Genomic DNA, 13,849 nt, shown 5'->3' with positions numbered 1-13,849 from the left:
ATCAGCATCGACATCCTGTTGACAGCACCCAACAGCCCATAACTTCATGGCCTTGCCCTTTAGGGGCGCGGGGAACTGCGCGACCAGCCACAAACCGGCCCGCAGCCCCCCACCACAGAACCCGGCAGACGCTTAGTGCACGTCGTTCGTAGCCGCGATCTTCTTCCACGACTTGGGCTGCACCGGAGCCACGGAAGCCTTCGCGATGGAAGCGGCCCGCGCGGCGGTCGCCACCGGCTTCGTCGGCTGGAACAGCCACGTGTCGAAGAGCGCCGACAACGACTTCCCCGACACCTTCTCGGCGTAGGCCTGGAAGTCCTGGACGGACGCGTTGCCGTAGGCGTGCTCCTTCGGCCACCCCTTCAGAATGGCGAAGAACGCGTCGTCACCGACCTCGTTGCGCAAGGCCTGGATGGCCAACGCCCCCCGGTCGTAGACCGGAAGCTCGAACTGGTTGTCCGGACCCGGGTCACCGGGCGCGATCGTCCAGAACGCGTCGTCCGCCGGATGCGAGGCGTACACATAGTCGGCGAGTTGCTGCGCCGTCCCCTCGCCCTCGTGCTCGGACCACAGCCACTGCGCGTACCGGGCGAACCCCTCGTTGATCCAGATGTCCTTCCAGCCCTTCAGCGAGACATCGTCGCCGTACCACTGGTGGGCCAACTCGTGCACGACGACAGAGGTGTTGGCGCCGTTCGCGAACTGCTTCTGGCTGTAGTAGACGCGCGTCTGCGTCTCCAGCGCGTACCCGGTGGTCGTGTTGGGCACATACCCGCCCGCCGAACTGAACGGATACGGCCCGAAGTAGCCACTCAGCCAGTCCACGATCTCCCCGGTCCGCTCCACGCTCGCCCGCGCGGACCCGTCGTTGTCGCCGAGGTCCTTGCTGTAGGCGTTGACGACCGGGACCCCGCCCTCCGAGGTACTGGTCGTGATGTCGAACTTTCCGACGGCGAGCGTGGCCAGATAGGTGGCCTGCGGCTTGTTCTCCCGCCAGTTGTAACGGGTCCAGCCGAGCTGTGAACTCGTCGACTGGAGCGTGCCGTTGGAGATCGCCTGGGTGCCGTTCGGCACGGCCACCGACACGTCGTAGGTCGCCTTGTCGCTCGGGTGGTCGTTGCTCGGGAACCACCACCACGCCGACTCGGGCTCGTCCGCCGCGACCGCGCCGTCCGGAGTGCGGTGCCAGGTGTTGAAGCCGTAGGCGCTCTTCGTGGACGGAACCCCGCTGTAGCGGACCACGACCGTGATCGGAGTGCCCGTCGGCAGCGGGGTCTTCGGGGTGATCTCCAGCTCGTGCTGGCCCGAGGTCGCGAAGGTCGCCTTCACGCCGTTGACCCGCACCTCGCTCACGTCGAGGAGGAAGTCCAGATTGAACCGCGAAAGGTCCTGCGTGGTCTTGGCGAGAATGGTGGCCGTACCCGCCAACCCGTCCGTCGCGGGCTGGTATTGAAGCCTGAGGTCGTAGTGCGAGACGTCGTAGCCGCCGTTGCCGTAGTACGGGTAGTAGGGGTCGCCGATACCCGGAGCGCCGGGGGAGTAGCTTGCCGCCGAGGCCGGGATCGCCAGCAGCAGGGAGGCCGCCGCGAGCGCTCCCGGCGCGATGATTCTGCGGTGCACGAGAACTCCAAGTCGTAGGGCTCCCCGGAAGACCGAGGAACCGTGGGGGTCCACGAAGGTCGAAGCGCCGAAGAGCCGACGAGCCGTAGGGCCCGCTCGGCGGTCTTCAGTCTGTTCAAAGGCTATTCAGTCCCTGTGCTCCCATGCCTGTCCACGGCACCTCCTGTCACACGATCGCCATTCGGCCGACATGGCTCCGAGTGCCTCTTCCAGCACGGGAGTTGACCGATGTACCGTCCGCGCATGCCGAAACGCACGCGCTTCACGATCTGGAGATCGCTCGCGACGGCGGCGACCGCCGCCCTCCTCGCCACCTTCCTCACCCCGGCAGTGGCCCAGAGCGCCCCGCAGGAAAGCCAACCCGTCTACTCCTACGCGAACGCGATCCGCGAGGCCGTCTGGGTGGACACCGGACTCGACGGCGACGGCGACGGGAAGCCGGACCGGGTCGCCGTCGACATCGTCCGGCCGAGCGAACCCGCCCGCGAGGGCCGCAAAGTCCCCGTCATCATGGACGCCAGCCCCTACTACTCCTGCTGCGGACGCGGCAACGAGAGCCAGCTGAAGACCTACGACGCCAACGGCAACGTTGTCCAGATGCCGCTGTTCTACGACAACTACTTCGTGCCCCGCGGCTACGCCTTCGTCGGCGTCGACCTCGCCGGCACCAACCGCTCCGACGGCTGCGTCGACGTCGGCGGCCGCTCCGACATCCAGTCCGCGAAGGCCGTCGTCGACTGGCTCAACGGCCGCGCGAAGGCGTACACGACTCGCACCGGAACCGTTCGTACGCAGGCGAGTTGGACCAACGGCAAGACCGGAATGATCGGCAAGAGCTGGGACGGCACCATCGCCAACGGCGTCGCCGCCACCGGCGTCAAGGGCCTGAAGACGATCGTCCCGATCAGCGCCATCTCCTCCTGGTACGACTACTACTTCGCCAAGGGCGCCCCGCTCTACGACTCCGGCCCCGACTGGCTCTCCGGCTACGTCGACAGCCCCGACGCGCAGGCCAAGTGCGCCGCCGTCCAGCAGAAGATCGTCGACGGGGCCCCGCGCACCGGCGACTGGACGCCGTTCTGGACCGAACGCGACTACGTGAAGGACGCGAACAAGGTCAGGGCCAGCGTCTTCCTCGTGCACGGGCTGCAGGACCTCAACGTCCGCACCAAGAACTTCGGCCAGTGGTGGGACGCCCTCGCCAAGAACGGCGTGGAGCGCAAGATCTGGCTCTCCCAGACCGGCCACGTCGACCCCTTCGACTACCGCCGTGACGCCTGGGTCGACACCCTGCACCGCTGGTTCGACCACGAACTCCTCGGCTACGACAACGGAATCGACCGCCGGCCGATGGCCGACGTCGAACGCCACCCCGACCAGTGGGAGACGTCGAAGACCTGGCCGCCGAGCGGCACCGCGACCACGACCCTCCACCCCGCGCAGGGCACCCGGGCCGGCGTCGGCACGCTCGGCCTCGGCAAGGGCACCGGGACCGAGACGTTCACCGACAACCCGCAGGAGAGTGAGACCGACTGGGCCGCCGCGATCGACAAGTCGACGGCGGACAAGGCCGGTTTCGTCACCGGACCGCTCAAGAAGGACCTGCGCCTGTCGGGTTCCTCGAAGGTGACGATCACGGCCACACCCACCACCGCCACGGCCCATCTCTCCGCAGTCCTCGTGGACTTGGGCCCCGACACCATCCGCGACTACGCCGACTCGGCCGAGGGCATCACGACACTCACCAACCGCACCTGCTGGGGCGAGAGCACGGCCGGTGACAGCGCCTGCTTCCTCGCAACTCAGGCCAAGACAACGGCAGTCGACTACAACGTCTTCAGCCGCGGCTGGGCCGACCTCGGCAACTACGCCTCCGCCACGAAGGGCGTACCGCTCACCCCCGGCAAGGCGTACACCATCACGCTCGACCTCGCGGCGACCGACCACGTCGTCCCGGCCGGGCACCGCCTCGCGCTGATCGTCGCGGGCACGGACAAGGACCTCATCGACCCCCCGTCCACCACCCCGACCCTCACCCTCGCCCTGTCCCGCACCTCGGCCCAACTCCCGCTCGTCGGCGGCGCGTCGGCGTTCGCGAAGGCCACGGCGGGAGCCAAGTCCACGACACCCACGGCCACGACCCTCGACGGCGTACGGACACCTCGTTCCGCCGCCCAGCGGGTACCGGGCAACTGATCACCCGCCCGGAGGGGCGGCGGAGCGATCACGCTCCGCCGCCTCACTCCGGGCACGAGGGCCGCGAGTCACGCCGGGCGGCCGTCCGGGCAGACCGGCCGCAGATCTCGCTCGGCGCTCGCCTCGGAATCGCCGACCGCACACCTCACTCCGCGTCCGCCTCGGGCACGCAGGCCGCCGAAGGCCGCGAACCTCAGCCCAGCCGCTGCCGTGCCAACTCCGCGGCTTCCTCCGCGCACCCCCACGCCACCGTGATCCCGGCCCCGCCGTGGCCGTAGTTGTGCACCAACACCCGCCCGCCCCGCAGCACTTGACGCTCCAGCCGGACCGCGGGCCGGGTCGGCCGCAGACCCACCCGGTGCTCCAGGACCCGGGCTTCGGCGATCTCCGGCCGGATCGCCGCGCAGCGGGCGACGATCGCCTCGGCGGTCGCGGGGTCGGGTGTCATGGACCAGGCGCCGTCCTCGGCCGTACCGCCCAGGATCAGTCCGCCCGGCTGGGGGAAGAAGTACGTGGACGTGTCCGCCGCGTGGTCGACCGACGTGAACCAGGTCGTGATCCCCGGGTTCTCCACCACGACCAGCTGACCGCGCACCGGCCGCATCGAACGGTCGGGCACCAGGTCCAGGGAGTCCAGCCCGGTGCAGTTGACCACGACGGGCGCAGGCACCTCGGTGAGGTCCGTCACCGACGCCTCCTCCACCGTCCCGCCCGCCCGCAGGAACCGCTCCCGCAGCCACGGCAGATGCGCCGACATGTCGATCAGCGGCAACCGAGCCCACAGCCCGCCGCCCCCGTACTCCTCGGCCCGCGCCTCGCGCAGCCCCGGCACCCGGCGCGCCCAAGGCCCCAGCTCGTCCAGCCGGGTCCCGCCCTGTACACCCTCGACCATGCGTACGCCCGTCTCCTCGGGCCGCTCCGCCAACTCCTCGTACACGCGCAGCGACTGGAGCGCCCACTCACCGACGAGCGCCTCCGGCTCGATCCGGTACGGCCACCACAGCGCGCCCGCGACCGCCGAGGTCGTCAGCTCGACGGTCTCGCGCGTCCACACCCGGACCCGGGCACCGCCCTCGGCCAGCACGACGGCCGTCGTCAGCCCGATGACGCCCCCGCCGACCACGATGACTTCGCCACTCACACCGCTCTCCATGCGCGGACGGTAGCGGAATACACCATGCCGTGCTCACACCGGCATCGTGCTGGGGATACTCACAGCATGTCTGCCGAACACGCGATGTCCGCCGCGTACGCGGCCTTCGGCCTGGCACCGGCGATGCGCGCCGGTGAAGTCCTCGCGGACGGCGGCTACCAGGTGCACCGCGACTTCGTCGACTTCCTCGTCGACGGCCGCCCGCTGCTCTTCCGGCTCGCCGACCTGGACGCCGTCTCCCCGCTCGCCTCCGACGTCCCGCCCGCGATCTTCACCGCCCAGGTCCGCAGCCTCCTCCTGGAGACCGACCCACCCCTGGAGGGCGGACGCCACATCATCTACGGCTGCCCCGAGTGCGCGGACCTGGCCTGCGGCGCCGTCACCGCCGTCATCGAACGGGACGGCACCGACTACATCTGGCGCGACTTCGCCTGGCAGACCGACGAACACGCCGACCTGGAGCGCAACGGCTACCACGGCATAGGGCCCTTCCGCTTCGCCGGCACCGAGTACCGCGCCGCTCTCGACTCCCTCGTCGACGGCACCGAACCCCCGGCCGCCCCACGCCGCGTGCTCCTCATCGGCGCCCGGGTCGCCGTCCTCAACAAACTCGCCGCCGCCCTCCGCGCCATCGGCATCGGCGCCGAGATCACCGGCGACGCGACCCACGTCCCGGCCGACGAACTCCGCCGCTACGGCGCCGTAGCCTTCGGCCGCGCCGTCACCCAGGACGAGCGCGCCGCCGTACGCGCCGCCTTCGACCGCGCCGGAGTCGACGTGGCCTACGTCGACGGCCTCGCCCCCATCGTCCCGCTCCTCGCCGCCCAGATCGAACACGCCCTGGACGGCCGCCCGTCGGAACAGCACCGGCTGACCCGCCTGGTCGCCGCCGACGGCGAGGCGGGCATCGAGGTCACCTCCCCCTGCCGGGTGCGCGTCACCGCGTACCGCCTCGACCGCCTCTACCGCAGCCACACCCAGGACGTCTTCGACGGCGTCCTGGAACCCGGCCGCCACCGCATCGCCCTCGACGCGAAAGCCGTGAAGGGCGAGTCCTTCGTGGTGGCCCGCACCACGGGGAGCGTGCTGGTGGAGCCGATGACCCGCTGAAAACCGCGGCGCGAGCGGGCAAACGGACCGATTAGGATCGGCGGTCTGATGACTGCCACTCTCGTCGCCAAGAACCTCGCCGCCGGACACGGCGACCGCGCCCTCTTCTCCGGGCTCGACCTCGTCGTCGCCCCCGGCGACGTGATCGGCCTCGTCGGTGCCAACGGCGCCGGCAAGTCCACCCTCCTGCGGATGCTCGCCGGTCTCCTCGCACCGGAGGAGGGCGAACTGCGCCTCTCCCCGCCGGCCGCGACCGTAGGACATCTCCCGCAGGAACCGGAGCGGCGCCCGGGCGAGAGCGTGCGCGAGTTCCTGGCCCGCCGCACCGGCGTCGCCGAGGCCCAGCGCACGATGGACGAGGCCACCCAGGCACTGGTCGACGGCGCACCCGGCGCCGACGACGCCTACTCGACGAGCCTGGAGCGCTGGCTCGACCTCGGCGGCGCCGACCTCGACGAACGCGCCGAGGAGATCGCCGACACCCTCGGCCTCACCATCGACCTCGACCAGCCGATGACCTCCCTGTCCGGCGGCCAGGCGGCGCGCGCGGGCCTGGCCTCCCTCCTCCTCTCCCGCTACGACGTCTTCCTCCTCGACGAGCCCACCAACGACCTGGACCTCGACGGCCTGGAACGCCTCGAACGCTTCGTCTCCGGCCTCCGCGCCGGCACCGTCGTCGTCTCGCACGACCGCGAGTTCCTCACCCGCACCGTCACCAAGGTCCTCGAACTCGACCTGGCCCAGAACCAGATCAACCTCTACGGCGGCGGCTACGAGGCCTACCTGGAGGAGCGCGAGGTGGCCCGCCGGCACGCCCGCGACGACTTCGAGGAGTACGCCGACAAGCGCTCCGCCCTCCAGGACCGCGCGCAGATGCAGCGCGGCTGGATGGACAAGGGCGTCAAGAACGCCCGCCGCAAGGCGAACAACGACAACGACAAGATCGGCCGCAAGTTCCGCAGCGAGGCCAGCGAGAAACAGGCCGCGAAGGCCCGCCAGACCCAGCGCATGATCGAACGCCTCGACGTCGTCGAGGAGCCCCGCAAGGAGTGGGAACTGCGCATGGAGATCGCCTCCGCGCCCCGCTCCGGCGCGGTCGTCGCGACCCTGCGGGACGCCGAGGTACGACGCGGCGACTTCACCTTCGGCCCGGTGTCCCTCCAGATCGACTGGGCGGACCGGGTCGCGGTGACCGGCGCCAACGGCGCGGGCAAGTCGACCCTCCTCGGCGCGCTGCTCGGCCGCGTCCCGCTCGACGGGGGGCAGGCTTCGCTGGGCTCCGGCGTCCTGGTCGGCGAGGTCGACCAGGCCCGCCAGCTGTTCCACGGCACGGAGCCGCTGCTCGACGCGTTCTGCGCGGCCGTGCCGGACACCGAACCGGCCGAAGTCCGCACACTGCTCGCCAAGTTCGGCCTCAAGGCGAACCACGTGATGCGGCCGGCCGGGACGCTGTCACCGGGCGAGCGCACGCGGTCCGCCCTGGCGCTGCTCCAGGGGCGGGGTGTCAACCTCCTGGTCCTGGACGAGCCGACGAACCACCTGGACCTGCCTGCCATCGAGCAGTTGGAGTCGGCGCTGGATGCCTATGAGGGCACGTTGCTGTTGGTCACTCATGACCGGCGGATGCTGGACGCGGTTCAGGTGACTCGGCGGCTGGAAGTGGCCGACGGGAAGGTGACTGAGCAGCGGTGAGGTTCGGGTGGTTCGTTCACCGCGGGGCGGTGGGGGCTGGTCGCGCAGTTCCCCGCGCCCCTGAAGGGGCGCCGTCCGCACCGGAGCTGAGACGATCGGCTTCCTTTGCGGCCCGCTCCACCCGTTCCCTGTGTTCCGCCCACCAACTCGCGTCGCCCGGCGCCATGTTGTCGCCCTCGGCCCGCTGGCCCGCTGCTCCATCGACGAGTTCTCGTACGACGTCGGCGTGGCCCGCGTGCCGGGACGTCTCGTAGATCATGTGGGCGAGGGCGCGGTGCAGGGTGATGTCGTTCCCCCGTTCACCGGGTATGCGGCCGACCGCGTCCAACGGCAGCGCCTCGATCGTGATGACGCGGAGGTCAGCTTTGAAGTCCGGTGAGGTCATGCGCCCATTCTTCAGCAGGGTGCTACGCGCCCTGTGGGGGGCGCGGGGAACTGCGCGACCAGCCCCCACCGGCCCGCAGCTCCCCACAACCCGACTGCCAAAACCGTCAGCGCTTGCCCTTTTTACCGGGATCCAGAAGCCCCGCCTTGCGCAGAGCATCCGCCATCGCACTGTTGGCCGGCGGCGGAGCCGCCTGGCGCGAACCCGATCCGCCGCCCTGCTGCTGCCGTTGCTGAGGCGGACGCCCACCGCCCCGCTGCCGACGCTCGCCACCCCCACCCTGCTGTCGCCGCTCCCCGCCGGAGCCCTGCGCCTGGGCTTCGTCCTCCAGCCGCAGCGTCAACGAGATCCGCTTCCGCGGAATGTCGACGTCGAGCACCTTCACCTTGACGATGTCCCCCGGCTTCACCACGTCGCGAGGGTCCTTGACGAACGTCTTCGACAGCGCGGAGACATGCGCCAGCCCGTCCTGGTGGACACCGACGTCGATGAACGCCCCGAACGCGGCGACGTTCGTGACGACCCCCTCCAGGACCATCCCGGGCGCCAGGTCGGAGATCTTCTCGACGCCGTCCTTGAACGTGGCCGTCTTGAACGCGGGCCGAGGGTCGCGCCCCGGCTTCTCCAGTTCCTTCAGGATGTCGGTCACGGTCGGCAGACCGAACTTCTCGTCGACGAACTCCGTCGGCTTCAGCGAGCGCAGCACCGCCGTGTTGCCGATCAGCGACGCCACCTCACTGCCCGCCGTCTTCACCATCCGCCGTACGACCGGATACGCCTCGGGGTGCACGCTGGACGCGTCGAGCGGGTCGTCGCCGCCGCGGATGCGCAGGAAGCCCGCGCACTGCTCGTAGGCCTTCGGGCCGAGCCGTGCCACGTTCTTCAGCTGGGTGCGCGAGGTGAAGGGGCCGTTGGCGTCGCGGTGCGACACGATGTTCTCAGCGAGGCCGGAGGTGATGCCGGACACGCGTGAAAGGAGCGGCGCGGAGGCCGTGTTGACGTCCACGCCGACGCCGTTCACACAGTCCTCGACCACCGCGTCCAGCGAACGCGACAGCTTCACCTCGGACAGATCGTGCTGGTACTGGCCGACACCGATCGACTTGGGGTCGATCTTCACCAGCTCGGCCAGCGGATCCTGGAGCCGGCGCGCGATGGAGACGGCGCCGCGCAACGACACGTCCATGTCGGGCAGTTCCTGCGAGGCGAACGCGGACGCCGAGTACACGGACGCGCCGGCCTCGGACACCATCACCTTGGTGAGCTTCAACTCCGGGTGCTTGGTGATGAGTTCACCGGCGAGCTTGTCGGTCTCGCGGGACGCCGTGCCATTGCCGATCGCGATCAGGTCGACCGAGTGCTGGGCGGAGAGCCGGGCCAGCTTGGCGAGGGCCTCGTCCCACTTGTTGGCCGGGACGTGCGGGTAGATGACGTCCGTCGCGACGACCTTGCCGGTCGCGTCGACGACGGCCACCTTCACGCCCGTACGGAAACCGGGGTCCAGGCCCAGCGTCGCGCGCGTGCCGGCCGGGGCGGCGAGCAGCAGGTCGCGCAGGTTCGAGGCGAAGACGTTGACCGCCTCGTCCTCGGCCGCGGTCCGCAGCCGGAGCCTGAGGTCGATGCCGAGGTGCACCAGGATGCGGGTGCGCCAGGCCCAACGGACCGTGTCCTGAAGCCACTTGTCGCCGGGACGGCCCCGGTCGAGGATCTGGAAGCGGTGGGCGACCATCCCCTCGTAGGAAGAAGGTCCCTCGGTGGCCTCCTCGGGCTCCAGGACGAGATCGAGGACCTCCTCCTTCTCGCCGCGCAGCATCGCGAGGACGCGGTGCGAGGGCAGCGCGGTGAACGGCTCCGAGAAGTCGAAGTAGTCGGCGAACTTGGCGCCCGCCTCCTCCTTGCCCTCCCGCACCTTCGCCGCGAGCCGTCCGCGCACCCACATCCGCTCGCGCAGCTCGCCGATCAGGTCGGCGTCCTCCGAGAACCGCTCGGTGAGGATGGCCCGCGCGCCGTCCAGGGCGGCCTGCGGATCGGCGACACCCTTGTCGGCGTCGACGAACGCGGCGGCAGCGGCCAGCGGCTCCACACTCGGGTCGCCCAACAGCCCCTCCGCGAGCGGCTCCAGGCCTGCCTCGCGTGCGATCTGCGCCTTCGTGCGCCGCTTGGGCTTGAAGGGAAGGTAGATGTCCTCAAGGCGCGCCTTGGTCTCGGCGGCCCGGATCTGCGCCTCCAGCTCCTCGGTGAGCTTGCCCTGCTCGCGCACCGATTCCAGGATCGCGGTCCGCCGCTCCTCCAGCTCCCGCAGATAGCGCAGCCGCTCCTCGAGCGTGCGCAGCTGCGCGTCGTCGAGCATCTCGGTCGCTTCCTTGCGGTAGCGGGCGATGAAGGGCACCGTGGAGCCGCCGTCGAGCAGCTCGACGGCGGCCTTCACCTGCCGCTCCCGTACGCCGAGCTCCTCGGCGATCCTGCCTTCGATGGACCCTACGAGGGGTGTCGTCACGCCCGTACCGCCTTCTCCACTGAGGTTGCGCGGCAATTGTGGCAGGTGACACTGACACTCGGGGATCAGGGCGTAGTCCCGGAGTCGATTTTCGGTGATCTTCTGGACGGTGGGAGCAGAGATGGGAGAGGCTGCGGGTATCGCCTGGTATGAGCAGGCAACTGACACCCCTTCCAGCGAAGTTGAGGCTCATGCCCGCGACAGTCCCCCTTGCGCCCCCGTCCCCCGCGGTCGCCGAACTGGCGGCACAGCACGAACTGGGAGCGCTGCTCGCCACCTTCAAGCCACAGCGGTTCGGGTGGTTCGTGAAGTCGTCGCTCTACGTGACGCTCGCGGTGCTGTTCTTCATGTTCGTGGTGCCGGCCGTGATCTTCTACTACGTGGCGCTGCGCCGCACCCCCGACTTCAACCCTGGACAGGCGGCCAAGCGGCTGCACCTGTTCGAGCACGGCATGATCGCCGACCAGGAGACGGGCGCGGGCGCGGTGGCCGTGCGGTGGGACCGGATCAGGCTCTACGAGGAGCAGGTACAGAAGATCATCAACGGCATACCGGGTCCGATTCTGTACACCTGCGTGGCGACGAGCCCGGGCGCGAGCGTGACGGTCACCAACTTCTACGAGAACCCGGGCACTTGGGCCCCGGCCATGCAGAGGGCGGTACTGGGAGCCCAGGGCGCCGCCGCGCAGCAGGCGTTCCTGGCCGGTGAGGTCCTGGACTTCGGAGAGTTCGACCTCTCCACGGCAGGCGTCGCGCACCGCAAGCAACTGCTGCCCTGGACCCAGGTGGGTCAGGTCAAGCTGGGCGGCGGCGCCGTCGCCGTGATGAAGAACGGCGAACCGGCTTTCTGGGCCCGCGCCATGGCCAAGAGCGTCCCGAATCTTCAGGTGTTCCTGGCCATGGTGGACAAACACCGCAGCGCGTGAGTCTTCTCTTCGCGTCGCTCGGCGGGAGCCCGCCGCCGGCGCCGCCGCGGTGACTTCCCGCCGCAGCGCCGTCGGCTAGCTCTTGCCGAGCAGATTCCCCGGAAACGCCCCGGCGGCGAGCGCGCGCCGGGCGAACCCGGTCGCCAGCTCGGTCAGCCGTACGACCCCTTCGGCGCCCAGGTGCTCGTACGGTGCCCGGTCCAGCCGGTCCGTCTCCGTCTCGATCCCGGCGCGCAGTGCGACGCCCGCCTCGGTCAACTCGCCGTCCCCGTCGAGCAGTCCGCGCTCCCGCAGCCGTCCCGCGGCGGCGTCCCACTCCTCCTGGCTCCAGCCACGCGTGCCGAACACCCACTTCGGGGACATGCCCTTGCCGGTCGCGGTGTGGGTCACCACCGCCTCCAGGCCGTCGAGTCCGGCGGACATCAGGACGGCCAGGTGACCGTCGCCGCGGTGCTCGCGCAGCAGGGTGGCGGCGTGGAAGTACGCGAGGTGCGGCTCCTCGGGGACCGGCAGATCGGCATGCGCGGCGTACAGGGGACGCGCGGCACGCGTGCACGCCTCGGTGGCCCGCAGCGCAAGCCGCGCGGCCTCCGCCATCTCCGCCGACTCGACGACGTCGTCGTCCAGCAGCCGGCGCAGCGTCGCGTCGACGGCACGCGCGCGTGCCTGAAGTGCCTGCTCCGGGGAGACGGTCTCCCACACGGCGGGCACGTGCCGGGCCACGAGTTCGTACTTGTAGTTGTAGAACGTCGCCGCCACCACGCCGGGCCCGACCCGTCCCAGCGCCGCCGCCCGTACGGCGAAGTTGACGGCCCTGGAGTCCGTGACGCCGAGCTCCGCCAGTTCCCTCCCCAGGTCGGGCGAGAAGTAGAGCGTGGCGTGCAGGGAGTTGAGCGCGTTGTGGCAGCGGCGCCCGGCACGGGGGTCGACGGCGGCAGTAGTCATGCCGGTCACGTTACCGACTGGTCGGTACGCACTCCAGCAGTGGGCGGCGGATGGCAGGAAAGGTGGGGTACTCGTCATTGCGGCCATCACGTGGAACGCGAAGAATCGACGGTATGCGAACCGTTCTGGTGGTCCTCTTCGACGATGTGCAGAGCCTCGACGTCACCGGCCCCATGGAGGTCTTCGCGGGCGCCGAGAAACTCGCACCGGGGACCTACCGCATCCGTACGGCCTCCCTGGACGGCGGCCCGGTACGCACCTCCAGCGGCCTGACCGTCGTACCGGACTCGCCCCTCGCCGACGCACCCGCCCCGCACACCCTGCTCGTCCCCGGCGGCCCGGGCGCGCGTGGTCCCGACCCGCGGCTGACCGACTGGCTCCGCGAGCACGGGCCGCTCGCCGAGCGCCTGGTGTCCGTGTGCACCGGAGCGATCGTGCTCGCCGGGGCGGGTCTGCTGGACGGCCGGAGGGCCACCACGCACTGGGCGTACTGCGCGGAACTTGCCCGTGACCATCCCGCCGTGACGGTCGAACCCGACCCCATCTACGTCCGCGACGGACCTGTCTCCACCTCGGCCGGTGTCACCTCGGGCATCGATCTCGCGCTCGCGCTGGTCGAGGAGGACCTCGGCCGGGAGGTCGCGCTGAGCATCGCCCGCCACCTGGTGGTGTTCCTGCGCCGACCCGGCAACCAGGCCCAGTTCAGCGCCCAGCTCGCCGCCCAGACGGCCTGCCGGGAACCCCTCCGCGAGGTCCAGCAGTGGATCACCGAGCACCCGGCCGACGATCTCGGCGTCCACTCCCTGGCCGCCCGCGCCCGCCTCTCGCCCCGCCACTTCGCCCGAGCCTTCCGGGCCGAGACCGGCATGACCCCCGGCCGCTACGTCGACCGCGTCCGCCTCGAACACGCCCGACGCCTCCTGGAGGACACCGGCGACGGCATCGAGGAGATCTCCCGCGCCAGCGGCTACGGCACCCCGGAGACCATGCGCCGCGCCTTCCTCAAATCCCTCGGCACGGCCCCGGCGGAATACCGCCGCCGCTTCCACCCGGCCCCGGCTCCGGTCCCGGCTCCGGCGCCAGGCGCCCGCTGAACGCGGACAGACGCGGCGCACAGGCAATCTCCGGCTGCCGACTGTCTATTGGCGGCCGCCGATTGCCGACCGTCGATTGCTGACCGCGGCTCGTCGACTGTCGACCGCCTACTGGCGCCCACCTTTTGCCGACCGGAATTCGTTCACTGCAGATTGTCGACCGCGGCTTCGCCGACTGCTCACTGCCGACTGCTCACCGTCGACCGCTGATTGCAGACCGCAGCTCGTCGA

General features: G+C 70.4%; 9 protein-coding genes and 1 pseudogene. 5 read left to right on the top strand and 5 right to left on the bottom strand.

The annotated features are described in order from the left end of the window. Positions 1–132: 132 nt before the first annotated feature. On the bottom strand, positions 133–1,620 hold the full coding sequence (locus ACWDEW_RS31570; protein ID WP_450517213.1) for a M1 family metallopeptidase: 1,488 nt from the start codon (positions 1,618–1,620) through the stop codon (positions 133–135). A gap of 243 nt (positions 1,621–1,863) precedes the next feature. On the opposite strand from ACWDEW_RS31570, the gene ACWDEW_RS31565 reads away from it, so the two are divergent. Continuing rightward, positions 1,864–3,816 carry a Xaa-Pro dipeptidyl-peptidase gene (locus ACWDEW_RS31565; protein WP_450517212.1) on the top strand — a complete coding sequence of 651 codons (1,953 nt, stop codon included), beginning with the start codon at positions 1,864–1,866 and terminating at the stop codon, positions 3,814–3,816. Positions 3,817–4,009: 193 nt separating this feature from the next. Here the strand turns inward: ACWDEW_RS31565 and ACWDEW_RS31560 are convergent, their stop codons facing one another. Further along, positions 4,010–4,969: an FAD-dependent oxidoreductase gene (locus ACWDEW_RS31560; RefSeq protein ID WP_450517210.1), complete on the bottom strand. Its 960-nt coding sequence runs from the start codon at positions 4,967–4,969 to the stop codon at positions 4,010–4,012. An 84-nt stretch (positions 4,970–5,053) separates the two neighbouring features. Here ACWDEW_RS31560 and ACWDEW_RS31555 point away from each other — a divergent pair, with 84 nt between their 5' ends. Beyond that, positions 5,054–6,079: an oxidoreductase gene (locus ACWDEW_RS31555; RefSeq protein ID WP_450517225.1), complete on the top strand. Its 1,026-nt coding sequence runs from the start codon at positions 5,054–5,056 to the stop codon at positions 6,077–6,079. Positions 6,080–6,127: 48 nt separating this feature from the next. Then, the gene (locus tag ACWDEW_RS31550) at positions 6,128–7,771 is read left to right on the top strand and encodes an ABC-F family ATP-binding cassette domain-containing protein (RefSeq protein ID WP_450517208.1); all 1,644 of its coding nucleotides are present in this window, start codon (positions 6,128–6,130) and stop codon (positions 7,769–7,771) included. Between the two features lie 16 nt (positions 7,772–7,787). Here the strand turns inward: ACWDEW_RS31550 and ACWDEW_RS31545 are convergent. Together ACWDEW_RS31545 and ACWDEW_RS31540 are read right to left on the bottom strand one after the other, a co-directional pair. Next, positions 7,788–8,117 (bottom strand): annotated as a pseudogene (locus tag ACWDEW_RS31545) (mycothiol transferase); the annotation flags it as partial. A gap of 145 nt (positions 8,118–8,262) precedes the next feature. After that, the gene (locus ACWDEW_RS31540; RefSeq protein ID WP_450517206.1) at positions 8,263–10,653 is read right to left on the bottom strand and encodes a Tex family protein; all 2,391 of its coding nucleotides are present in this window, start codon (positions 10,651–10,653) and stop codon (positions 8,263–8,265) included. Positions 10,654–10,844: 191 nt separating this feature from the next. Between ACWDEW_RS31540 and ACWDEW_RS31535 the strand changes: the two genes are divergently transcribed. Next, the gene (locus tag ACWDEW_RS31535) at positions 10,845–11,579 is read left to right on the top strand and encodes a DUF6585 family protein (RefSeq protein WP_450517204.1); all 735 of its coding nucleotides are present in this window, start codon (positions 10,845–10,847) and stop codon (positions 11,577–11,579) included. 75 nt (positions 11,580–11,654) lie between these two features. Here the strand turns inward: ACWDEW_RS31535 and ACWDEW_RS31530 are convergent, their stop codons facing one another. Beyond that, the gene (locus ACWDEW_RS31530) at positions 11,655–12,524 is read right to left on the bottom strand and encodes an SCO6745 family protein (RefSeq protein ID WP_450517202.1); all 870 of its coding nucleotides are present in this window, start codon (positions 12,522–12,524) and stop codon (positions 11,655–11,657) included. A gap of 113 nt (positions 12,525–12,637) precedes the next feature. Between ACWDEW_RS31530 and ACWDEW_RS31525 the strand changes: the two genes are divergently transcribed. Further along, on the top strand, positions 12,638–13,618 hold the full coding sequence (locus tag ACWDEW_RS31525; RefSeq protein WP_450517200.1) for a GlxA family transcriptional regulator: 981 nt from the start codon (positions 12,638–12,640) through the stop codon (positions 13,616–13,618). Positions 13,619–13,849: the final 231 nt, after the last annotated feature.

The organism is Streptomyces sp. NPDC001100, assembly GCF_053598575.1.
This window is presented reverse-complemented; position numbering and strand designations above follow the sequence as displayed.